The sequence below is a fragment of the Flavobacterium sp. 90 genome (assembly GCF_004339525.1).
In the GTDB taxonomy this organism is placed as follows: Bacteria; Bacteroidota; Bacteroidia; order Flavobacteriales; family Flavobacteriaceae; genus Flavobacterium.
In genome coordinates, this window is record NZ_SMGE01000001.1 from 4,380,343 (window position 1) to 4,403,635 (window position 23,293).

General features: G+C 34.0%; 14 protein-coding genes. 9 read left to right on the forward strand and 5 right to left on the reverse strand.

Features of this window, described 5'->3' with window-relative positions:
- Positions 1 to 431 precede the first annotated feature (431 nt).
- The 7 genes from C8C83_RS18305 to C8C83_RS18335 all read left to right on the forward strand — a co-directional run bounded on the left by C8C83_RS18305 (position 432) and on the right by C8C83_RS18335 (position 12,543).
- A complete protein-coding gene (locus C8C83_RS18305) occupies positions 432 to 2,309 on the forward strand; it encodes a sodium:solute symporter family protein (RefSeq protein WP_121329815.1) in 1,878 nt (625 codons plus the stop codon).
- Positions 2,310 to 2,536: 227 nt separating this feature from the next.
- Positions 2,537 to 3,502, forward strand: a complete 966-nt coding sequence (locus C8C83_RS18310) for a glycoside hydrolase family 130 protein (protein ID WP_121329816.1) — start codon at positions 2,537 to 2,539, stop codon at positions 3,500 to 3,502.
- Positions 3,503 to 3,509: 7 nt separating this feature from the next.
- Positions 3,510 to 4,577, forward strand: coding sequence for a carbohydrate-binding family 9-like protein (locus tag C8C83_RS18315; protein WP_121329817.1), 1,068 nt, complete (start codon positions 3,510 to 3,512; stop codon positions 4,575 to 4,577).
- A gap of 6 nt (positions 4,578 to 4,583) precedes the next feature.
- Positions 4,584 to 5,663, forward strand: coding sequence for a putative glycoside hydrolase (locus tag C8C83_RS18320; protein WP_121329818.1), 1,080 nt, complete (start codon positions 4,584 to 4,586; stop codon positions 5,661 to 5,663).
- Positions 5,664 to 6,101: 438 nt separating this feature from the next.
- Positions 6,102 to 8,423: a family 20 glycosylhydrolase gene (locus C8C83_RS18325; RefSeq protein WP_121329819.1), complete on the forward strand. Its 2,322-nt coding sequence runs from the start codon at positions 6,102 to 6,104 to the stop codon at positions 8,421 to 8,423.
- A gap of 381 nt (positions 8,424 to 8,804) precedes the next feature.
- Entirely contained in the window at positions 8,805 to 10,289 is a 1,485-nt protein-coding gene (locus C8C83_RS18330) for an alpha-L-fucosidase (RefSeq protein WP_121329820.1), read from the forward strand.
- A 22-nt stretch (positions 10,290 to 10,311) separates the two neighbouring features.
- Positions 10,312 to 12,543, forward strand: coding sequence for a GH92 family glycosyl hydrolase (locus C8C83_RS18335; RefSeq protein WP_233566122.1), 2,232 nt, complete (start codon positions 10,312 to 10,314; stop codon positions 12,541 to 12,543).
- A gap of 292 nt (positions 12,544 to 12,835) precedes the next feature.
- Here the strand turns inward: C8C83_RS18335 and C8C83_RS18340 are convergent, their stop codons facing one another.
- The 5 genes from C8C83_RS18340 to C8C83_RS18360 all read right to left on the reverse strand — a co-directional run bounded on the left by C8C83_RS18340 (position 12,836) and on the right by C8C83_RS18360 (position 21,050).
- Positions 12,836 to 14,962 carry an alpha-L-fucosidase gene (locus tag C8C83_RS18340; protein WP_121329822.1) on the reverse strand — a complete coding sequence of 709 codons (2,127 nt, stop codon included), beginning with the start codon at positions 14,960 to 14,962 and terminating at the stop codon, positions 12,836 to 12,838.
- A gap of 31 nt (positions 14,963 to 14,993) precedes the next feature.
- Positions 14,994 to 16,442, reverse strand: coding sequence for an alpha-L-fucosidase (locus C8C83_RS18345; RefSeq protein ID WP_121329823.1), 1,449 nt, complete (start codon positions 16,440 to 16,442; stop codon positions 14,994 to 14,996).
- A gap of 40 nt (positions 16,443 to 16,482) precedes the next feature.
- A complete protein-coding gene (locus tag C8C83_RS18350; protein ID WP_132011835.1) occupies positions 16,483 to 17,487 on the reverse strand; it encodes an isoaspartyl peptidase/L-asparaginase in 1,005 nt (334 codons plus the stop codon).
- 49 nt (positions 17,488 to 17,536) lie between these two features.
- Positions 17,537 to 18,439, reverse strand: a complete 903-nt coding sequence (locus tag C8C83_RS18355) for an ROK family protein (protein ID WP_121329825.1) — start codon at positions 18,437 to 18,439, stop codon at positions 17,537 to 17,539.
- A gap of 154 nt (positions 18,440 to 18,593) precedes the next feature.
- Positions 18,594 to 21,050: a prolyl oligopeptidase family serine peptidase gene (locus tag C8C83_RS18360; protein ID WP_121330092.1), complete on the reverse strand. Its 2,457-nt coding sequence runs from the start codon at positions 21,048 to 21,050 to the stop codon at positions 18,594 to 18,596.
- Between the two features lie 342 nt (positions 21,051 to 21,392).
- Between C8C83_RS18360 and C8C83_RS18365 the strand changes: the two genes are divergently transcribed.
- A complete protein-coding gene (locus tag C8C83_RS18365; protein WP_132011836.1) occupies positions 21,393 to 22,259 on the forward strand; it encodes an AraC family transcriptional regulator in 867 nt (288 codons plus the stop codon).
- 510 nt (positions 22,260 to 22,769) lie between these two features.
- A complete protein-coding gene (locus C8C83_RS18370) occupies positions 22,770 to 22,931 on the forward strand; it encodes a helix-turn-helix domain-containing protein (RefSeq protein WP_121329828.1) in 162 nt (53 codons plus the stop codon).
- The last annotated feature ends 362 nt before the right edge of the window (positions 22,932 to 23,293 follow it).

The window sequence follows — 23,293 nt, forward strand, 5'->3', positions numbered from 1 at the left end:
TCTAAATTAGTTTCAATAAAAATCAAATTTGTTTATGTTTAGAACTAAATTAAGATTGTTTTATGGCTAGAATTTCAGCTTTTTTATTTCACTGGCAATTCTGATTGCAAGTTGTAAAATAAAAAGATATGAAAATAATAGTCAACAAGATTTTTTAAGACCAAAAAAACAACTTTTTTAAATTAATTTTTAAACAAATTAAGTTATGCTAACAAAAAAACAATATCAGATCATTAATAAGTTTTTCTTGAAAATTCTAAAATCAATGTAGAATTTATTCATCATAAACCAACAGCTTTTCATAAATATGCATTTGTAAAAAAGATGAAAAACAGTTCGTTTTTATCGATTTTGACTTTGTTACTGACCAAAACAAAGCGCTGAAAAACAGAAATTACAATTTAACTAACTCAAAACAAATATTAAAATTAATGGATATCATTGACGTATCGATCATCGTAGCTTATATTCTGCTCTCAGTAGGAATAGGAATTTGGATTTCAAGAAAAGCATCAAAAGGATTAGATGATTATTTCCTTGGTGGAAAAACAATCAAATGGTATTTTTTAGGTTTGAGCAACGGATCAGGAATGTTTGATGTTTCAGGAACTTCCTGGATGATTGGAGTGTTGTTTTTGTATGGAGTAAAAAGTTTCATGTTTATGTGGCTTTGGCCTATTTGGAACCAAATTTTTGTAATGATGTTCCTGGCCGTCTGGATAAGAAGATCAAAAGTAATGACAGGTTCTGAATGGATTTTGACCCGCTTTGGAAACGACAGAGCCGGAAAAGCATCGCACATTATCGTCGCTATTTTTGCCATTATTTCTACAATTGGTTTTATTGCCTATTTTTTTGAAGGAATCGGGAAATTTATAACTATCATTCTTCCTTGGGATTTAACGCTTCAGTACGGAGATTTAATTTTATTGACATCAGAGCGATCTTATGCTTTGATAATCATATTCTTAACAACAATCTATACCGTCAAAGGAGGTATGTTTTCTGTTGTTGCTACAGAAGTTGTACAATATTTAATCATGATTATTGCCAGTGTTCTGATTGCCGGTTATGCATTTATAAATTATACCGATATTCAGATCAATTCTGTAATTACCGAAGAATGGAAAAATGTTTTCTTCGGATGGCAGTTTGAAACGCAATGGAGCGAAAAGTTTCAGACATTCAATAATTTAATTGATTCCGAAGGTTATAAAATGTTTGGCGCTTTTATCGGAATGACATTGTTCAAAGGTTTCTTTGCCAGTGTCGCAGGTCCAACGCCCAGCTATGATTTACAAAGAATTCTCTCTACAAAATCAGTAAAAGAAGCCGCGTACATGAGTGGTTTTACCAACTTGATTTTGTTCATTCCAAGATATTTATTAATTACAGGAATTGTTGTAATTGCTTTGGTGAATATAGCACCGGAGCTGAATGCGCATACAGGTTTAACGGGAGCAGATTTAGAATTACTAATGCCAAAAGTGGTTAATTTATATCTTCCTGTTGGAATAAAAGGGCTTTTACTTGCGGGTTTATTGGCGGCATTTATGTCCGGATTTTCAGCTTTTGTAAATGCAGGCCCGGCTTATATCGTAAATGATATTTATAAAAAATACTTCAAACCGGTTGCAACAAATGCACATTATATAAAAGTAAGTCAGATTTCATCTTTCATAGTTGTTGGTTTAGGTGTTTTTATGGGATTCTTTGCAGACTCAATTAATTCCTTAACCTTATGGATTACAAGCGCTTTGTATGGAGGTTATGTGGCAGCCAATTTTCTAAAATGGATTTGGTGGCGATTTAACGGTTGGGGTTATTTCTGGGGAATGTTTGCCGGATTAATTGTAGCTTCATTACAATTTATTTTAGGACAGAATAAAGGTAATTTAACCGAAGGATCATTTTTATATGAGTTATCGCAAGTACAGGCAATTTATCTGTTTCCGGTAATATTTGGTTTCTCGATTTTAGGATGTCTTTTAGGAACTTTCCTAAGTAAACCAACAGATATAGAAGTTTTAAAATCTTTTTATGCAAATGTAAGACCTTGGGGATGGTGGAAACCAGTTTGCAAATTATTAAAAGCAGAAGATCAGACTTTCGAAAAAAATAATGATTTCTGGAAAGATATGCTTAATTGTGTGATTGGGATTGTATGGCAATCAAGTATGATTTTACTTCCGATATTCTTTGTAATCAGAGATTATCCAAAGGCAATAATAGCTTTAATCGTCTTTTTAGTGACAACAACAATATTGAAATTCACTTGGTTGGATAAAGTTAGAAGAATAGCGGATTAGATAATTGAATATAGAATATAGATAAGAGAGAAATAATAAACGCATAGAAACATAGATTTTTATGTTTAGAAAAGAAAAATTACAAAAGAAATGTTCCACGCATATTTATATCTTTTGGACTGACTAAAACCGCTTTTTTAAATTTTAAAAACTATGTTTCTATGTATTTATAATAATGATACAGCAATAACAAGCAACAGAAAAAACAAACAAAAAAACAAAATATAATGACTACAATTCCTTGGCAAGACAGACCAGAAAACAGTAACGATGTAATGTGGAGATATTCTGAAAATCCAATTATTGAAAGATATGCTATACCGTCATCAAATAGTATTTTTAACAGCGCAGTTGTTCCTTTTGGAGATGGATTTGCAGGTGTTTTTAGATGTGATAACAAAGCGGTTCAAATGAATATTTTTGCCGGTTTTAGTAAAAACGGTATCGATTGGGACATTAATCATGAGCCAATTGTAATGCAATCCGGTAATACTGATATGATCGAATCAGCTTATAAATATGATCCTCGTGTAGTTTTTATCGAAGATCGTTACTGGATTACATGGTGTAATGGTTATAATGGACCAACAATTGGTATTGGTTATACTTTTGATTTTAAGGAATTTTTTCAATGCGAAAATGCCTTTTTACCTTTCAATAGAAATGGAGTTTTGTTTCCACAGAAAATAAACGGAAAATACGCAATGTTAAGCCGTCCAAGTGATAATGGTCATACGCCTTTTGGAGATATTTGGATCAGTTACAGTCCGGATATGAAATATTGGGGAGAACATCGTCTAGTGATGAAACCAACTCCTTTTGAAGACAGTGCGTGGCAATGTACCAAAGTTGGAGCAGGACCAATCCCGATTCTAACAGACGAAGGATGGTTGATGATTTATCACGGTGTTATTAATACTTGCAACGGGTTTCGTTACGCAATGGGTTCAGCGCTTTTAGAAGTAGATTCGCCAGACAAAGTAAAATACAGAACACAACCTTATTTATTAGGTCCGGCAGAACTTTATGAAATGGTCGGAGATGTGCCAAACGTAGTTTTTCCGTGTGCTGCTTTGCACAGTATTGAAGAAGATAAATTAGCCGTTTATTATGGTGCTGCTGATACAGTTGTGGCAATAGCATTTGGAAAATTAAGCGAAGTAATTCAGTTTACAAAAGATAATAGTTTATAGAGAAAAGATGAGTTTAAAATTTAAAGGATTAACAGTCGCTTTAGGATTACTTTCGATAATAGGATATTCGCAATCAAAAAATACGATTGTACCTAAAACTTATGTGGCGTCAAAAACTGTAACTCCAGTCATAATTGACGGAGATCAATCTGATGCTGCCTGGAATAAAGCAGATTGGACTGATCTTTTTGAAGACATTGAAAATGGTGTAAAACCGAAATACGCAACCAAAGTAAAAATGCTTTGGGACGAAACCAATTTCTATATATTAGCAAAAATGGAAGAACCACACGTTTGGGCAAATTTAAAACAACGTGACACTATTATTTTTTATAATAACGATTTTGAGGTTTTTGTAGATCCGGATAGTGATACTTTCAATTATTATGAACTAGAAATAAATGCCTTAAATACTGCCTGGGATTTATTTTTGTCAAAACCGTATAGAGAAGAAGACAAAGTTGTTTTAAATGACTGGAATATTCCAGGTTTAAAATCGGCTGTAAAAGTCAACGGAACGCTCAATAATCCAAATGATACCGATGAAGGTTGGGTATTAGAAATGGCAATTCCGTGGGCATCTTATAAAACCTCTTATTTCGATCAGAATGTTCCCGCGGATAAATTCTGGAGAGTCAATTTTTCAAGAGTAAACTGGCAGCACGATATCAAAAATGGCAGTTATGAACGTAAAAAAGATGCTGAAGGAAAGTTTTTGCCCGAGTACAATTGGGTTTGGTCGCCAATGGGCGTAATCGATATGCATGAACCTGAAAAATGGGGTTATGTTTATTTTTCTTCAAAAGAAGGGAAAGATACATTTACAATTCCACAGGATGAAAAAGTAAAATGGGAATTGTATTCTTTATATCGAGCTCAGAAAAAATATTTTGGAACACATAAAACGTGGGCAAAATCTCTGGCAGATCTTACCAATAAATCGATTACTGTCGATGGTAAAATTTTAAAACCAATAGTAGAAAATCATGCGTCAGGGTATAATATTTTAGTAAAAAGTCCTTTCTCTAATGAAACATTTATTATAAGGCAGGATGGTAAAATAACCTCAAAATAAACCACAATGAAACTACCAAAACTATTACTTCTTTTATTGGCATTTAGTATTTTTTCATGTGCCAAAAAAGAAGAACAAACCACTTTTAAATTTGGAGTCTGGACAACAGCCGACGCTAAAAAATCAGATGCAGATTATACAAAAGAATTCAAAAAATACAAAGACGGAGGAATTGATGAAGTATTAATAAATACAGGAACAGATCCAAAACTTTTAAAAAGATTAGTGCCTTTAGCAACAAAAGAAGGTTTAAAAGTGCATGCCTGGATTATGGCGATGAACAGACCCGGAGATTCAATTGCTTTACAGCATCCGGATTGGTATCAGGTGAGCAAAGAAGGAAAATCTTGTTTTGATAATAGGCCTTATGTAGATTATTACCAATGGTTATGTCCAACAAGAAAAGAGTCCAGAAATCACGTTTTAGGTTTAGTTGAAGAATTGGCAAAAGTAGAAGGAATCGAAAGTGTTCATTTAGATTATATTCGTTTTCCGGACATCTTTTTACCAATAAGTCTATTGCCAAAATACAATTTAGTTCAGGATGTAGAATTGCCTCAATTCGACTTTTGCTATTGTGATGAATGTGTAAAAGCGTTCGAGAAAATTCATCATAAAAATCCAAAAACAAGCCACAATACTTCTATCGATATGGAGTGGAAAAACTTTAGATTAAATGCAATAAAAGCCGTTGTTGATGATGCTTACAAAATTGTACACAAACACAATAAGCAATTAACAGCAGCAGTATTTCCTTATCCTGAAATGGCAGATCATATGGTGCGCCAACGTTGGGATAAATGGAATATTGATGAGGTATATCCAATGATTTACCACAGTTTTTATGATGAAGAAATTGACTGGGTTGGATACGCTACAAAACAAGGTGTTGCTGATTTAGAAGATAGAAAAACAAAAATCAATACAGGTATTTATATTCCGGGATTAAAATCAGATAAAGAATTGAAAGAAGCTATTTTATTGGCTAAAGAAAATGGAGCTGTCGGAGTTTCTTTTTTTGACGGAAATGCATTGTCTGAAAGTAATCTTAAAACAATCAGAGAAACAAAAGCCAGCTTAAAATAAAGTAAATATCTCTTGTAATATTCAAATATCCATGGTATTGTTTATTATAGATAATTAATTGGGATTGAGAAAAAAGTAACTTTAGGAACTTAGAATATGAATCATATATTATGTTTCTGTTTGTTTTAGGTAAGCTATGCCAATTAAAATTTGAAATGTGCCGTTAGGCATTAAATATTGGTAGAAAATATAAATTGGAATAAATTTAGCGTGCCGTAGGTACGCAATAGTTATCATTTTGTTGCGTACCTACAGCACGCTAGCGAATTTTGAACGATATGGCTGCCAATATTTAGTGCCTAACGGCACAAATTACAGATCTTAAACTCTTGATAGGCATACGTTATATTTTATTACGGGTTTCTTCGATTTGATTTACTAAGAGAAAAAAGTTATCATTATCAATTTAAAATTATACCAATTTCAAAATAATAAAGCATGAGAATACTAAAACCAATCTTTATCGTGTTTTTTATGACTGTTTTAAGCAATGCTTACAGTCAAAAAATATATACCGAAAAGGATATTCAAATAATTCCAAAACCAAAACAATTAGTTATTAAACAAGGAAAATTTCAGTTTTCTAATGAAACTATATTTGTTGTAAATGGTGATTCTCAAAAAGAAATTGCATCGGTTTTAATACACAAGTTTGAAACTGCTGCAGGATTTCGCCCTGAAATTTCAAGTAAGATTCCGAAAAAGAATTTTATTCAATTTAAAGTAGATGCAACTTTAAATAAGGAAGCTTATCTATTAGATGTAAATGAAAAAAACATCACAATTACGGCGAAAGGAAACGCAGGTTTTATTTACGGATTAGAAAGTATTCGACAATTACTTCCGGAAGCTATCGAAAGTAAAAGTATTATAACAACTGCAAAATGGGAGATTCCAAATCTTACGATTACAGATGAACCTCGTTTTCAGTGGAGAGGATTAATGCTGGATTTGTCGCGTCATTTTTTTGATAAAAACTACGTAATCGAAACCATTGATCGTTTAGCAATGCTTAAAATGAATGTTTTGCATTTGCATTTAGTTGACGATCAGGGATGGAGAATTGAAATTAAAAAATACCCAAAACTAACAGAAGTTGGTGCCTGGAGAGTCGATCAGGAAAATGCGGCATGGAATGCAAGATTGGTTACAAATCCAGATGAAAAAGGAACCTACGGAGGCTTTTTGACGCAGGAAGAATTAAAGGAAATTGTAAAATACGCTGCAGCAAAAAATATAGAAATCATTCCCGAAATCGAAATGCCGGCACACGTGAGTTCTGCTATTGCTGCTTATCCTGAATTGGCTTGTTTTAATCAGAGAATCGGAGTTCCGTCAGGCGGATTATGGCCAATTACTGATATTTATTGCGCCGGAAAAGAAACTACTTTTGAGTTTTTGCAGAATGTAATAGATGAAGTCATTACAATTTTCCCTTCAAAATATATTCATATTGGTGGCGACGAAGCAACCAAAACCAATTGGGATAAATGTCCGAATTGTCAAAAAAGAATGAAAGATAATGGCTTGAAAGACGCTCATGAATTGCAAAGCTATTTCGTGAAAAGAATGGAAAAATATATCAATTCTAAAGGCAAGAAAATAATTGGTTGGGACGAAATACTTGAAGGCGGTTTAGCTCCCGAAGCTACTGTAATGAGTTGGAGAGGAACAAAAGGAGGAACTGAAGCAGCAAAGCAAGGTCATGATGTAATTATGTCACCGGAATCTCCTTGCTATTTTAATTTTTATCAAGGACCTCAAAACGAAGAACCTTTGGCTTTTGATGCTTATAATCCATTAAATAAAGTTTACGAATTTGATCCTGTTGTAAATGAAATGACACCGCAGGAAGCTGCACATGTATTGGGCGGACAGGCAAATTTATGGGCAGAACATATTACAAATCCAAAAGCGTCAGAGTATATGATTTTTCCAAGATTGGCAGCTTTATCGGAGGTTTTATGGAGTTCAAAAGAAAATCGCAATTGGAATAATTTTACATCCAGATTACCTTCTTTATTGAAACGATATGATTATCTGGGGATCAATTATGCAAAAAGTGCTTATTTGGTTACAGCTTCATCTGTTGCAGATATAGACAAAAAAGTGATTAATGTTACGCTTAAAAATGAATTTCAAAATCCTGACATTCGTTACGTTTTAGGAGATAAAAGCATAGATCATCAAGCAATAAAATACGTGAATCCTATTCCGTTTAAAGAAACAACAGTTCTCAAAGCTTCTTTGTTTCAAGATGATAAACCAATTGGAAAAACATTCACAGATACAATCGTATTTCATAAAGGATTTGGTCATAAAGTCAATTATTTAACGCCGTATAGTGAGAGTTATAAAGGCGATGGTCTTTTTGGAATGGTAAATACAATTAGAGGTTCTAAAAATTTTCATGATGGTCAATGGCAGGCGTGGTTGGTCAATGATATGGAAATTGTTGTAGATCTTGAAAAAGTACAAAGTATAGAAAAAGTAACAATTGGAACATTAGAAAGCCAAGGCGCCGGGATTTATTTTCCAACACAAATAAAAGTTTTAGTATCAAGCGATAGTATTAATTATAAAGAAGTTGGAAAGGTAATACGTCCGTTTGCGATTAATGTAAATTCGGAGTTGAAAGAATTTAAAATTAATTTTGAAAAACGAGATGTGAGATTTGTAAAAGTAATTGCAACTAACTTGAAAAAGAGCCCAAGAGGTGATAGTTCCTGGTTGTTTGTAGATGAGATTTTAGTGAATTAAATTCGTTGAGAGTATATTTAAAAAGATTAATAATAAAAATAAATGCAATCTTGTCATTCTGATTTTTATTCTAAAACTAATTCTTGTTTATTTTAACAGATTAAAATCCGTAAATAATTCCTCGGATTTTTGAGGAGTTCCGTAGGAACAAAATATATTGTAGAGATGGATTTTAATCCATCATTCGCAAAGTAACCACGATCTTGTCATCCCGAGGAACGAGGGATCTCCGCAAGAAACTGACACAAAGTAACGGTCAATCTATGTCGAGCTAATTATGGAGATCGCTCGTTTGGGATGACAAGATTGCGGTTTTGATCGGGACTATGTGTTAAAAAACAAAATAAAAAACAAACCAAAAACCAAAAAAACAGAGTAATTATGAAAAGAGGAATATTTATAATCGCAATTTTATTTTCAGTTCAAATATTTTCTCAGGCCATTTATGAAGATGAGCGCTATGTACCGGAAACTAATCCATTAGTGCTGAAAAATCTGGAAGAGTGGCAAGGTAAAAAGTTTGGTTTATTAATGCATTGGGGAACTTACAGCCAGTGGGGAATTGTAGAATCGTGGTCAATTTGTCCGGAGGATTATGGATGGTGTGAACGCAAAAAAGGAAGTAATCCCGGAAACTATAATCAATATGTAAAGGAATACGAAGGCTTGAAAAAAACATTCAATCCAGTGAAGTTTGATCCTGAAAAATGGGCAAAAGCAGCAAAAGCCGCTGGAATGAAATACATGGTTTTTACCACAAAACACCATGACGGATTTTCTATGTTCGATTCAAAATATACCGATTATAAAGTAACAGATAAAGAATGTGCTTTCAGTAGTAATCCGAAAGCAAATATTGCAAAAGAAGTTTTTAATGCTTTTAGAAAAGAAAATTTATCTGTTGGAGCTTATTTCTCAAAACCAGATTGGCATAACGAAAATTATTGGGATCCTTATTTTCCTCCTTTTGACAGAAATGTAAATTATGACCCGTCATTATATCCTGAAAAATGGCAGAAATATGTTGATTTTACACACAATCAAATTTTAGAATTATTGACAGATTACGGTAAAATTGATATTTTATGGTTAGATGGCGGATGGGTGAAAAAAAGAGATCAACAAAATATCGATGAAAATTATAAAGAGAAGTTTGCAGAAAACACCTCTAAAAACGGATTTATAAAACACAGAGTTGTCGATCAAGATGTAAAAATGGATGAATTGGTGGTAGAAGCACGCCAAAAACAACCCGGATTAATTGTTGTAGACAGAGCAGTTCACGGAAAAAACCAGAACTATCTGACTCCTGAAAATCGTGTTCCTGAAAAAACATTGCCTTATCCGTGGGAGTCTTGTATTACTTCAGGCGGTGGATGGTCTTATACTCCTGATGCTAAATATTTGACAGGAAGAGAAGGTATTCACATGCTTATTGATGTAGTTGCAAAAGGCGGAAATCTACTATTGAATGTTGCTCCAAGTCCGGAAGGAGATTGGCAACAAGGAGCTTATGATTTGTTGGCAGCTTATGGAGATTGGATGAAAGTAAACAGTACAGCAATTTATAATACAAAACCAATTGCTCCTTTTAAAGAAAATAATATCTGCATGACTCAAAACAAAGAAGGAAATGTATTTTTGTTTTATTTGGCTAAACAAGGAGAAGATAAAATTGCATCAGAGGTTGTTATAAAATCTATTACTCCTAAAAAAGGAACAAAAATTACGATGTTAGGTTCCAAAATACAATTGAAATGGACTAAATTTGCGGAAGGATTTAAAGTGATAATTCCCGAAAGTTTAAGGAATAATTTGCCATGTAAAGAAGCCTGGACTTTAAAAATTGACGCCATTATAAGATAGGAAATTAATTATGATTTTTAATATGAGAATAATATTACAAACAGCATGTATTTTTTGCATGCTGTTTTTTAGTATAACGGCTTTTGGGCAAGAGCCCGCAGATTTTGTGAATCCGTTGATTGGGACTTCCAATTATGGTGCTACTTTTCCGGGGCCAATTGCACCAAGAGGAATGGCAAGTATTAGTCCGTTTAATGTTGCAGGACCTCAAAATCGGCCTTTAGAAAAAGACAGCCAGTGGTTGTCTAATCCTTATGTAAATGAAAATACATTTTTAACCGGATTTAGTCAGGTGAATTTAAGCGGCGTGGGCTGCCCTGATTTAGGCGTTATTTTGCTAATGCCAACAACGGGAGCGGTTGAAACCAATCATTTAAAATACGGTTCAACTTATTCTAATGAAGTTGCTAAAACAGCTTATTATAGTGTAGATATTGATAAATATAAGGTTAAGGGAGAATTTACAGCTTCGAAAAGAGTAGGAGTAAGCAAATTTACTTTCCCAAAAGGGCAATCTAATATTTTACTGAATCTTGGTTTAGGATTAACAAACGAAGAAGGAGCTATGGTAAAAGTAGTTTCCTCAACAGAAATAGAAGGTATGCGTTCTGTAGGTTCATTTTGTTATAATAGTCCTGAAGATGCATATCCGGTTTATTTTGTGGCAAAATTTTCTAAACCGGCAGATCATTACGGAGTTTGGAAAAAAACACCAAAATACGAAGGCGTAGAAGCACAATGGATGGGGTACAACGGTAAAACCCGAATGATGAAAAGTACCGTTAAGACAGTCGTTGGAGATAGTATTGGAACTTATTTTACGTATCAATTTAATAAAAAAGAAACAGTCGAAGTTAAAATTGGAGTTTCTTATGTAAGTATTGAAAATGCTCGTGAGAATTTAGAAAAAGAAACCGGAGATAAATCATTTGAAGCTGTTTATAAAGAAACTTATGACGAATGGAATAAGGAACTTTCTAAGATTTTGGTCGAAGGAGGTTCAAAAGAGGATAAGACTATTTTTTATACCGCGTTGTATCATACTTTAATTCATCCTAATACTTTAAATGATGTTAATGGAGAATATCCCCGAATAAAAAGAAGTAAAATTGGAAAAACCACAGACACGCGTTATACCGTGTTTTCTTTGTGGGATACGTATCGAAACATGCATCCGTTAACGTCTTTAGTTTATCCTAAACAACAATCGGATATGATAAAAAGCATGTTGGAAATGTATGATGAAAACGGCTGGTTGCCAAAATGGGAATTAAATTCAACAGAAACATTTACAATGGTTGGAGATCCGGCAAGCATCGTTATCGTAGATGCCTGCTTAAAGGGAATTCAGGATTTTGATATTTACAAAGCTTACCATGCAATGTTAAAAGGTGCAGACCAAATTGAAAATAATCCGCTACGCCCCGGACTTAAAGAATATCTCGACAAAGGATATTTATCAACCAATTATCCTGGACCTGTTTCTACAACGTTAGAATATAATACTTCTGACTATGCGATTTCGCTTTTAGCGAAAGCATTAGGTGAAAAAGAAGACTATAAACGTTTTACTAACCGTTCCTTATCGTACCGAAAGTTATACGATAAAGATTTGAAATTACTTCGACCAAGAACTGCTATGAACAATTGGTATGAACCTTTTGATCCGATAGCAGGAGCTAATTTTCAGGCAAATGTTGGGTTTATCGAAGGCAATGCTTGGCAATATGCTTTTATGGTACCACATGATATCAGAGGATTGATAAAATTAATGGGTGGTGATAAACCGTTTTCTGATCAATTGCAAAAAGTTTTTGACATCAAACAATTTGATATGGCAAACGAGCCAGATATTGCCTATCCATATTTATTCAATTACATAAAAGGAGAAGAGTGGAAGAGTCAGGAAATGGTGAAGAAATTAGTAAAAGAATATTTCAAAAATGAACCAAAAGGATTACCAGGAAATGATGACACAGGAACAATGTCGGCTTGGCTGGTGTATTCTATGATGGGATTCTATCCAATATCGCCCGGAGATCCAATTTATGCCATAACAACGCCAATGTTTGATAAAATAACGATTCAATTAGATTCAAGATATTATAAAAAAGAAAATATTATAATTGAACGAGAAATCAATACAGATGGAAAAATTAAAGAAATTCAGGTAAATGGAAAAGCTTTGAATAGTTTCTTTATCTCGCATGATGATTTTGTAAACGGAACAACATTAAAAGTGATTCAGGAATAGAATACAATTACAATTAAAATACGCTGCTCAATGACATTCAGTTAAATCGCAAAGGTTTTTGTCATTTCGACCAAAGGGAGAAATCACACCAGAAACTCCGCCAGCATAATCGCCAATCTTTGTAGAGTTATATGTGCGATTTCTCCCTTTGATCGAAATGACAAGATTGTGTTTAAGCTTTATGTCCCGTCCGGAAGGTTCGGAAATATGAGGTTAGAATTTAAACTAAAAAAGAGGACATTCTATTGAATGTCCTCTTTTTTAGTTTAATCTTATCGGAAAGAAAACAGGCTTATTTTATAGTTTTTACACCTAATTCAGCTATAGAAATATACTTTCCATCTACACTGGTTTTTCCAATAAATTTAATATATCGGGCTTTCGCCGATGCTTTTAGTGTGATATTTTGCTCCACCGGATTACTTTTGATATTTGCAAATTCACCTGCAGCAATTGTTGTCCAGTTTATATTATCAGTACTTACTTCCCATTGGTAATTTTTTACAATTCCACCAGTTCCCATTTGACGAGGCAAATATGATAAAGTTGTGATTTCTATTTCTTCTCCCATATCAATAACTATAAATTGAGGTAAAGGCGTTAATGAAGTATTATCAGCGGTACTCCAAAAAGTTTCGGGATTTTCATCAATAACATTCGGTGATTCCTCCTTCTCCGGATTTTCAAAAGAAGTGCTAACTATTTTCCAGTCCTTTTTGCAAACATTAAAGGATTGAATTGCAGTTTCGCCTGATTTCATATCGGTTCCAAAAGATTTGGCTTTGATATTGCCAGAAGACAAAAATGAAAATACACCTTCGTAAACTGGAGATTTCTCGGTTGGTTCTGTTCCGTCGATTGTATAGTGAATCTGATTTACTGTTGTTTCAGTTGTAATAGAAATGTTTCCGTCTTTGTCTCTTTTAATTTTTGGAATTGGTAATTGTTCCGGTTCTCTAAAAACACCAATATCGCTTAAAGCAATACAAACGGGAGATTCTTTAATGAGAATTCTCAATTTTGAAGTTGTAACATAATTTGGCAAACGCACCAATCGGTTAGCGCCAATACTTGTAGCTTCGCCTATTTTTTTCCAGATTCCATTGGTAAAAGCATCAATTTCTACTTTTTCAATGCGTTGCCCTAATTTGATATTTTCTCTTAGACGAATGATGTTAAACGTTTGTTCTTTTTTCCATTCTAAAAGTAGCCAGGCTTTTTTTACATCATCATTGGTCGCCCAGTAGGAATAACGATCGTTATCAGTCAGATTTTTTGTTCCGAAAAATATTTGATTTTCACCTCGAATTTCCGAAGCAGTAATTACAGCTGATTGTGCAAGATTATCAGCAAATAAATTCTTTAGGAAATCGCCAAAATCTTTCAAAGCCTTAACATCATTTTGATGTAATAAACCGTCTGTATTTGGTGAAATTCCGATATCCATGGCAGCGCCTCTTCCAACGGATTTACAGTAAATTTCGAATAACTCTGAAACTGATTTTACGCTATTGTCTTCATTAGCATGATAAAACCAGCCATTTCTAAGCGGTACATCACATTCTGCCGGTTTCCAAAACTTACCGTTTCGTGTTCCGCCCTGAGCTTTATCTGAGTCGGTTTCTCCGGGAACCGCTACCGTTTTTCCTGCGATTGGTTCCGGTGTAAAAGTTTCCCAAGAAGTTTCATTTGCAAAACCTCTTTCATTTCCTACCCAGCGTACATCTCCATTATCGGCAAAAATAACGGCTCCGGGTTGCAGCTCACGAGATATTCCCCAGGTTTTATCCCATCCATAATAAGTAGATCTGTCTATGCTTCTTTTTTCATTTTTACCACCATAATAGCCATCGCCACCGTTTGCACCATCAAACCAGGTAATGAATAAATCGCCATAATTAGAGTATAATTCTCTTAACTGATTTCTATATTTCTCTACATATTCAGGTTTCCCATAATCTTCATTATTTCGATCCCAAGGCGAGCAATAGAGTCCAAATTTCATTCCTGCTTTACGCGCTGCAATTTCAAATTCTTTTACCATATCACCGTTTCCATCTCGAAAAGGGCTTTTGCTAATGTTATAAGAAGTCGTTTTGGTTGGCCATAAACAAAATCCATCGTGGTGTTTGGCAACAAAAATCACACCCTTAAAACCGCCATCTTTGGCAGCATTCACAATTTGACTCGCATCAAATTTTGCAGGATTGAAGATTTTAGGATCCGCATCACCATATCCCCATTCTTTATTTTGAAAAGTTGTTGGCGTAAAATGTACCAAAACATATTGTTCCAATTCTTGCCAACGCAATTGCGATTCGGTTGGCAATGCTCCATAAGGATCCGGCGGGCCAATTCTCTGCGCCGTCACGGACAAAAAGGCAAAACATCCCAAAATTGTTAATAATTGCTTTTTCATTTTTCTTGTTTTAATATCTTCTTTCTTAGAATTATTGAATCACTTTAATCACAACAGCTTCCTGATTCGCTAAAGAAGTTCTTAGTTCTTGCGGAATAGTGACTATAATTCCGCCGTCTATTGTTTTACTTGTCAGTTTTTGTTTATTAGCTAATAAAGAAGCTTTCAAATTGCCTTTTATAGTAGTTTTAATGGTAATCTCTGCAGGTAATTGTTTTTCGTCTTGTGCAGGCATGTAAATACCGTAAATTGCTTTTCCTTTTTGAGTATAACCAACTTTTCCATCTAAATAAGGTTCAACAGGTTTAGTGTCGTAAATAGCTTCACCGTTTACCGTTAACCATTTTCCCACGTTAGCTAAAGTTGTTTCAATTTTTGGATCAAATTCACCTTTAGCATCCGGACCTACACCCAGTAAAAGATTTCCTCCTTTGACCACAATATTAGTCATTAATTGTATAACTTCTTTAGATGATTTATAATGATCATTTGGTACCCATCCCCAAGCTCCGCCAAGAGTAATGCAGCTTTCCCAAGGCACAGTCAAAGGTTTTTCCGGTGTTTTTTGTTCCGGTGTTAAATAATTTTCATATTCACTGGGAACCCAACGATCTACAACCAACATTCCGGGTTGTTTTTTGCGGGCTGTTTCTGCGATTAATTTCATGTTGATATCCATATCATAAGGATATTTACAGAATTCTTCCACCTTTTTGTTAATGGTAGAAAGTGGTCGAACCCAACATCCGTCAAGCCAAAGAATATCAACTTTCCCATAATTTGTAGTCAACTCGTTCAGCTGATTTTGGGTGTATTGTACATAACTTTGCCATCTCTCCGGAAATTTTTTGATGTCATAGGTAGGATTTCTGTCTTTTGGAGGATAATACGACCACCAAAAGTTTTCAGTAGTCCAGTCGGGTTTTGAGTAATAAACACCAACTGCCAATCCTTCTTTTCTTGAAGCATCTAATACATCTTTTAATACATCAGCTTTTGGATTTTTTGCGTAAGGTAATGCTGGATTTGTAATTTTAAAATCAGTGAATTTTGAATCATACATACAAAATCCATCATGATGTTTGGAGGTGAAAATCATATATTTTGCACCCGCATTTTTGAACATTTTCGCCCATTTCTCAGAATTCAGATTCGTGGGGTTCAATTTATATTTCGTATTTCTGTAATCAGTAGCGTATTTATAATAATCATCATAACCATCTCTGGTTACCCAATCTTCAGGAACTAATCCCCAAGATTCTACGGTTCCCAATTGAGTATAAAGTCCCATATGGATTAATACACCAAATTTGTAGCCTTGCCATTTTTCAAGATTTGCTTTTACCAATGGATCTTTTGGTGCAACATAACCTTCTTCTTCAGATTTGTTAGCTTCCATACTGAAATCACCTTGCGCATGAGCAGAAAATGCACTGAAACAGACAAATGTTGTAAATATTAACTTGAATTTATTTTTCATTTTGTTTTTTGTTAAGTCGTTTTTTGGTTTTTGTTGGTAACTATTTCATATAGAACTCAGGATCAATCAATCGGTTTCCGGTTTCGTCATAAACAGCATAATTAAAACCACTCTGAACGCAATAAGAGGCGTAATCGCCTTTTTTGTTTAAAGCAATAAAGCCAACTTGAATATCTTTTAAATTTTTATTTCTGTTTTTCATCAGTTTTACCACTCTCAAAACAGCTTCTTCACAGGCTTTTTGTGGAGATTTTCCCTGACGCATCAACTCAACAACCAAGTGGCTTCCTGAAATTCGAATCACTTCTTCACCATGACCAGTTGCTGTTGCGGCACCAATTTCGTTATCGACATATAAACCGGCACCAATTATTGGAGAATCGCCTAAACGTCCGTGCATTTTAAATGCCATTCCGCTTGTAGTGCAGGCTCCGGAGAGATTACCGGCAGCATCCAAAGCAATCATTCCAATGGTATCATGATTTTCAATATTGGCAATTGGTTTATATTCGGAAGTTTTTAACCATTCTTTCCATTCTTTTTCGGAATCAGGAACCAATAGATTTTCTTTAGGAAAACCTTGCGATAAAGCAAATTGAAGTGCTCCATCGCCAACCAACATAACGTGAGGTGTTTTTTCCATTACTGCACGAGCCACAGAAATAGGGTGCTTAATAAATTCAAGACAGCCTACAGAACCAATGTTCGACATTTCGTCCATGATGCAAGCGTCTAACGTTACTCGGCCGTCTCTGTCAGGTCTTCCGCCATAACCAACACTTCTTTCTTTTGGATCTGCTTCAGGAACTTTTACTCCGGCTTCTACAGCATCCAGGGCTCGACCTCCGTTTTTTAATACTTCCCAGGCCGCTGCATTGGCTTTCAAACCAAAATTCCAGGTAGAAAGTACAATAGGTTTTCTTATTTTTCCATCAGGAAGTTCGTTTTGCTCTTTTATTTCTTCCGATTTTCCTGTGAAAGAACTTAATGCTACGGCAGCCGAAGCCATTGCAGTTGTTTTTAGAAAATTTCTACGATTTGTCATATTATTTTATTTTAAATCTGATTGTTGAAAATCAGAAAGTATTTTATTTCTAAGCTTCATAAAGTAAGCTCGCAGCTCCTAATAAAGCGGTAGTTTCATTGTCTGTTGAGATCACCAGTTCCATTTCGATTCCTGCGTTTTTTACTTTTTCTTTAAAAATATTCAGAAACAAATCTCCGGCGTTTGCTATTTTTCCTCCAATAACAAACATATTGGCATTAAAGCTTTTTAGCCACGGAAGTACAATTTCTGCCAGATCATCTCCAAATTTATGAAAGGCTTCTATTGCTTTTTTATCTCCTTCAATTGCCAAAAGGTATAATTCAAGCCCATTATTTAATTGAATACCGCTTAAATTCTGATAATTAGAAAGTAAACCTCTTAATGATACAGAATCTTCGGCAATACCATTTTTGTACGGAAGATTCCAGATTTCACCATTTTTAGGGACATTAATGCCTGTGCTTACAATTTTTCCATTTTCTATAAAGCAGGCGCCAAGTCCTGTTCCTAAAGTAATTGCCATTACATTTTTAGGAAGATTTTTTATGTTTTTGTAAACTTCGCCTTTCCCAAAACTTTTAGCATCATTTTCAAAAACAATAGGAAAATCCAGATCAAAATCGAAACGTTCTCTTAATAAATCTTTTATGTTCAGTCCATAGAAATTATTGTATTTATCCTGATCTTTAATCCAGCAAGTTCCATCATTATAATCAAATGGTCCGGGAAATGCCATGGCGATTCCGGATAATTTTTTCACCTGAGATTTTATCCATAAAGCGCGAATCGCATTTTCCCAATAATCCATTACCTCTTTGCTGGGTAAATTAGAATCGAAAGAAACCTTAAAAAAGGAGTTTTCAAAGACTTTCATCTCATTTAGATCAACAATTGCGGTCGTAATATGTGAACCTCCAACATCCATGGCTATTGCAAATCTTTTTTCCATCTTTTGACTTTTATTCTTTTATTTATTATTGTTATTATGTTGTGCCTGAACTATTACTACAAGCAATAGAGCGGCTAAAAATATATGTTTTTATTTAAATGCTAAATCGTATTAGTAAATTAATCACAGTCATTTTATCGAATATAAAAAGTTTTTAATTGTAAAATTCTAATGTTTTGGCAGACCATTCATTATCAAAGAAACCGCTTACTTTCATATTTGGTAAACCGTTTAAAAGTAAATCAGCTTTGAAAATCATGACATCGGGAAAACCTGTAATTCCGGAAATATAATTGTTTGCCCAAGTTGCTTTCATTCCTTTTTCAGAAGTTCCTGCGACAACACCAACCATTGCCGTTTTGCTATCATTTCTTGGGACTACAAAATAAGCTGCCAAATCATCTCCTTTCAATGCTTTGCCGCCTATGTTGATTTGTTGATTGTCAATTTGAATTGGAGAATTTTTCAACAATAACTTCCATGCACTATTGTTTGAAGCATTTCCGTAAAGTATCACATTTCGATCTTTGTATTTTTCTAATGAAAATTCTTTGTCCGAAATCACATCGATACTTCCGTTTCCTCTGTAATAAAAAGTTTCTGCATCAAAACGCGCTCTGTTGAGGTACCATTCACGTTCCCAAGCAGATCCGCCTGTAGCATATACAAAAACGACATTGTTATCGAAAGCAAACTTGAATCCGCCTTGACGTTCTGCATATTTTTCGGCTGTATTGATTTCATTTATAAAAAACCATTTTTTGTCTTTTAAAGCCAAAATCGCTTTTTTATCTGCCGTTGTTTTTAAGGTTTGATCGTTGATATTGATTGTGATTTCACCTTTTAAATCCAATGAAACCAAATCAAGTTCCATAATAGCAACATTTTCTGTTTTGATTGTAATTTGCCCTTTATCAATTTTGGCATTAATGTTCGAAAACTCAAATGGATATATTTGTTGCTGTAACTTTAACCAATAATCCGTTGAAGAGACCGCAGGAGTAGCGGTATGGAAATCAACTGCTTTAACTTCTTTGTTTGTTGGAATCGTTTGACGTTTGAAGAATTCAAAAATCGGAAACCAATCTACAGAATGGTCGCCATACCAGTGTTCACCTCCGGGATATTCGTAATAACAAAAGTTAGGATGAAAAGTTCCTAAAATCTGACGCATTTCCCTTACTTGCGAAATTGGTACAGTCGAATCAGCATCTCCATGCAGGATATAAACGCCGGATTGTTTCAGGTTTTGTATAATACTTTTGACACGACCTGAATTAGCCGAACGTTTGATTGGCTCAAAAGCTTTGAACATATCGTGCATTTCGTCGCCTTTATCAGATCCGTAAGTCGAAATATCAGGGTAAGAAGCACAAGGCGCAATTGCGGCAAATTTATCCGGATATGTCGTTCCCAAAAACCAGGTTCCGTGGCCGCCCATTGAGTGACCTGTTAAGTAGGTTTGAGCAGGAATTGTATTGAATACTTTTTTAGCTTCGGCCAAAACTTCCAAGGCATCGATTCTTCCCCAATCTTCCCAATTAAAGCCAAAAGGACGACGATTTGTCGCAGCAACAATAGTAGCCCAATCTTTTTGTTTGTACGCCCGTGCCTGATTTCGTGCTTCAACAGAAGCACCGTGAACCGAAAGTATTAACGCTTTTGGTCCGCTTTCCAGAGCGGGAGCAACACTGTAATATTGGACACTATTATCGATTTTACTCAAAAAAGTACGTTCGTGATGAACTGTTGCAGAACGTTGTTGAATTGTAATTTCACTTTTATCAATTACTTTTCCGCTTTTGTCTGTAAGTGTTATTTCCATTTTTAATTCGCCCGTAAAATCCTCTTTAGCTGCTGGAACTTTAAATTTTACTTTTCTGACAAACAAAGGCATAATGGCATCAGTTGCATATTTAGCCGTTTCTCCACTAGATAATTTTGTCGTAATAACAAGGTTTCTTAGCGCTTTTTCAGTTGCGTTGATGATGCGAATAGAAGCCCATTTTTCGTCTTTTTCACCATTAATAATATCCGGAAGCGTCAAATCACGTTTGGTAAACTGAATACTTTTTGAAGGTATAATAATTTTGGATTTAACATGACCAAAACGACCTTTTGTATAAATAAATTCGTTTAGACCTTTGCGAAGTTTAAACGGAATCAAAGTATATCCAAAATCATAATGATCACCTTCGTGTGGTAAACCATTTATATAAGTTCGGGTTCCTCCTGTAGTTTCCAGAAGTGCGATTTGTTCTTTTTGCGAATTATATTCCGTAAAAAGAAAAGCTGATTTCATTTCCTTTCGGCTAAAAACTCCAACAGAATCGACTTCGATAGGTAGCCAATCTCCTTTTTGTTTATTCGGATTTACAAATTTTCCAACTGCATATTGCCAGGCTACAGCATCTTGTCCGTTAAAAAGTGTACCGGTTCTTTTGTCGGAAGCAAGCGTATAACCATTAGTGAAACTATACAAAACATTTCCTTCGGCAGTTGTTGTGATTTTTTCTTTTCCAAAATATTCAACGACATTTCCGGTGGCTTTTGTTTGTGCGATCGAATTTACACCCAAGGCAATTAAGAAAATAAGGAATCCTTTTTTCATTTTTTTTATATTATTTTTTAGGATATGACTTTGTATTTCAGTAATATCCATTATTTTTATAGGAACACTTTGATTTTGGTTTCAATCACTTTTGGCTTAAGCCAATTAATCTCATTAAAAGGATAAAATAAAACCAAATTATTTGTCAATAATTACTGCATTAACTACTTATTTTCGAATAGTTTTTAGGTATTTTGACGTTAATAAAACGATTTAGTTGGCTCATAAACATTTTTTGTTATTTTTGTTTTTTTGGGATTTCTAAAATTATATCTAAATCAATTTAGTAATTAATCCAATTTTATCATTATTTAATTATTAATTATCATTGCTATTCTTAAAATGAAAATTGTAAAGACAAATATCGCTTCCTACACGAATACATCGCTTTCTGTATTTTCTCGTGAAGAATCTTTTTTTCAGTCGCCTTTTCATTCGCATCCGGAATTTGAGCTGGTTTATATTTTAGAAAGCCATGGAAAACGAATTATAGGAAATTCTGTAGAATCATTCGAAGCCGGAGATATGATTTTTCTTGGAGATGATATTCCGCATGTTTGGCTTAATGATGAAATTTTTTATAAAGGAATTAATAGTTTAAAGGCTAAAGCGATGGTGATTTATTTTAGCAAAGACCTTTTTGGAAATTCTTTTTATGAATTACCGGAAGCTCAGGAAGTTAAAAAGTTTCTCTCTCAAGCCGTAAAAGGAGTGTCGATTACCGGACAGACAAACGCAGTGGTTTCTAAAAAAATGGAAAAATTGCTCAAAAAGAAAGGTTTTGAAGTTATCATGGGACTTATTGAAATTTTGTTTCTTTTATCAAAAAGTAAAGATCTGAGGTTCATCAATGATAATTCGTATATCTCAGTTGATGAGGATAATAAAAATGACCGACTTGCGGAGGTTTTTCAATATGTGAAGTCGAATTATAAAGAGGAAATATCGCTTGATGAAATCTCTAAAATTGCGAATCTGACACCTACATCTTTTTGTAGAATGTTTAAAGCTAAAACCAAAAAACCTTTTGTAGAATATCTGAATGAAATCAGAGTGTCAAATGCTTGTAAATATCTAATTGAAACTGATTTAGGTATTTCGGAAATTGCCTATGAATGTGGGTATAAAACAGCTTCAAACTTCAATAAGCTGTTCAAAAAATTAATAGGAACAACACCTAAGGAATACAGAAAAAATGCTGTAGCATAATGTTATGCCGAATAAATCTCTCGTAAAGGCGTGAAGGTTTTTGTCATTTCATGATTACAATATTTGGTTTGCTATAAACTTCAAGGGATTGAAATCCCTTGCTACAAAATAAATCATTCCTCTGGAATTTTATAAGGAGTTCCGGAGGAACAAAACATATTGTAGGGATGGATTTTAATCCATCATTCGCAATAGAAACCCAATATTGTCATTTCTCGGGATAACAAAAATGCGCAGACTCATTTTGAATATAAGTAGCGTAATATTATATACCTTTTTTGTAAACTGATATTTGTAACTGTTGATGTATTGTATGAATCAGGAATTGAAATGTGCCGTTAGGTACTAAATATTGGTAGTCCTAATAGATTCGAAATTCGTTGGCGTGCCGTAGGTACGCAACAAAATGATAATTATTGCGTACCTACGGCACGCTAAATTTATTCTAATTCCCATTTTCTACCAATATTTAGTGCCTAACGGCACAAATTGTAAACTTTCAATTTTTGATTGGTATATATTATTAATAGTAAATATCTAATTGAAACTGATTTAGGTATTTCGGAAATTGCCTATGAATGTGGGTATAAAACAGCTTCAAACTTCAATAAGCTGTTCAAAAAATTAATAGGAACAACTCCTAAGGAATACAGAAAAAATGCTGTAGCGTAATATTATATACCTTTTTTGTAAACTGATATTTGATAACTGTTGATGTATTAATATGAATCAGGAATTGAAATGTGCCGTTAGGTACTAAATATTGGTAGTCCTAATAGATTCGAAATTCGTTGGCGTGCCGTAGGTACGCAACAAAATGATAACTATTTCGTAACTACGGCACGCTAAATTTATTCTAATTCCCATTTTCTACCAATATTTAGTGCCTAACAGCACAAATTGTAAACTTTCAATTTTTGATTGGTATATATTATTAATTATGAATAGTATATAAGCTATGATCTAATGCTTTTTTTATTAAATCTATTTTATTTTTTCTGAAATTACGGATCAGTTTTTTGATCCTTTATTCG

Bases quoted from the DNA above. Each gene is read 5' to 3' on its own strand.
- C8C83_RS18305 (WP_121329815.1), top strand. From the start codon at position 432: ATGGATATCATTGACGTATCGATCATCGTAGCTTATATTCTGCTCTCA.
- C8C83_RS18310 (WP_121329816.1), top strand. From the start codon at position 2,537: ATGACTACAATTCCTTGGCAAGACAGACCAGAAAACAGTAACGATGTA.
- C8C83_RS18315 (WP_121329817.1), top strand. From the start codon at position 3,510: ATGAGTTTAAAATTTAAAGGATTAACAGTCGCTTTAGGATTACTTTCG.
- C8C83_RS18320 (WP_121329818.1), top strand. From the start codon at position 4,584: ATGAAACTACCAAAACTATTACTTCTTTTATTGGCATTTAGTATTTTT.
- C8C83_RS18325 (WP_121329819.1), top strand. From the start codon at position 6,102: ATGAGAATACTAAAACCAATCTTTATCGTGTTTTTTATGACTGTTTTA.
- C8C83_RS18330 (WP_121329820.1), top strand. From the start codon at position 8,805: ATGAAAAGAGGAATATTTATAATCGCAATTTTATTTTCAGTTCAAATA.
- C8C83_RS18335 (WP_233566122.1), top strand. From the start codon at position 10,312: ATGAGAATAATATTACAAACAGCATGTATTTTTTGCATGCTGTTTTTT.
- C8C83_RS18340 (WP_121329822.1), bottom strand. From the start codon at position 14,962: ATGAAAAAGCAATTATTAACAATTTTGGGATGTTTTGCCTTTTTGTCC.
- C8C83_RS18345 (WP_121329823.1), bottom strand. From the start codon at position 16,442: ATGAAAAATAAATTCAAGTTAATATTTACAACATTTGTCTGTTTCAGT.
- C8C83_RS18350 (WP_132011835.1), bottom strand. From the start codon at position 17,487: ATGACAAATCGTAGAAATTTTCTAAAAACAACTGCAATGGCTTCGGCT.
- C8C83_RS18355 (WP_121329825.1), bottom strand. From the start codon at position 18,439: ATGGAAAAAAGATTTGCAATAGCCATGGATGTTGGAGGTTCACATATT.
- C8C83_RS18360 (WP_121330092.1), bottom strand. From the start codon at position 21,050: ATGAAAAAAGGATTCCTTATTTTCTTAATTGCCTTGGGTGTAAATTCG.
- C8C83_RS18365 (WP_132011836.1), top strand. From the start codon at position 21,393: ATGAAAATTGTAAAGACAAATATCGCTTCCTACACGAATACATCGCTT.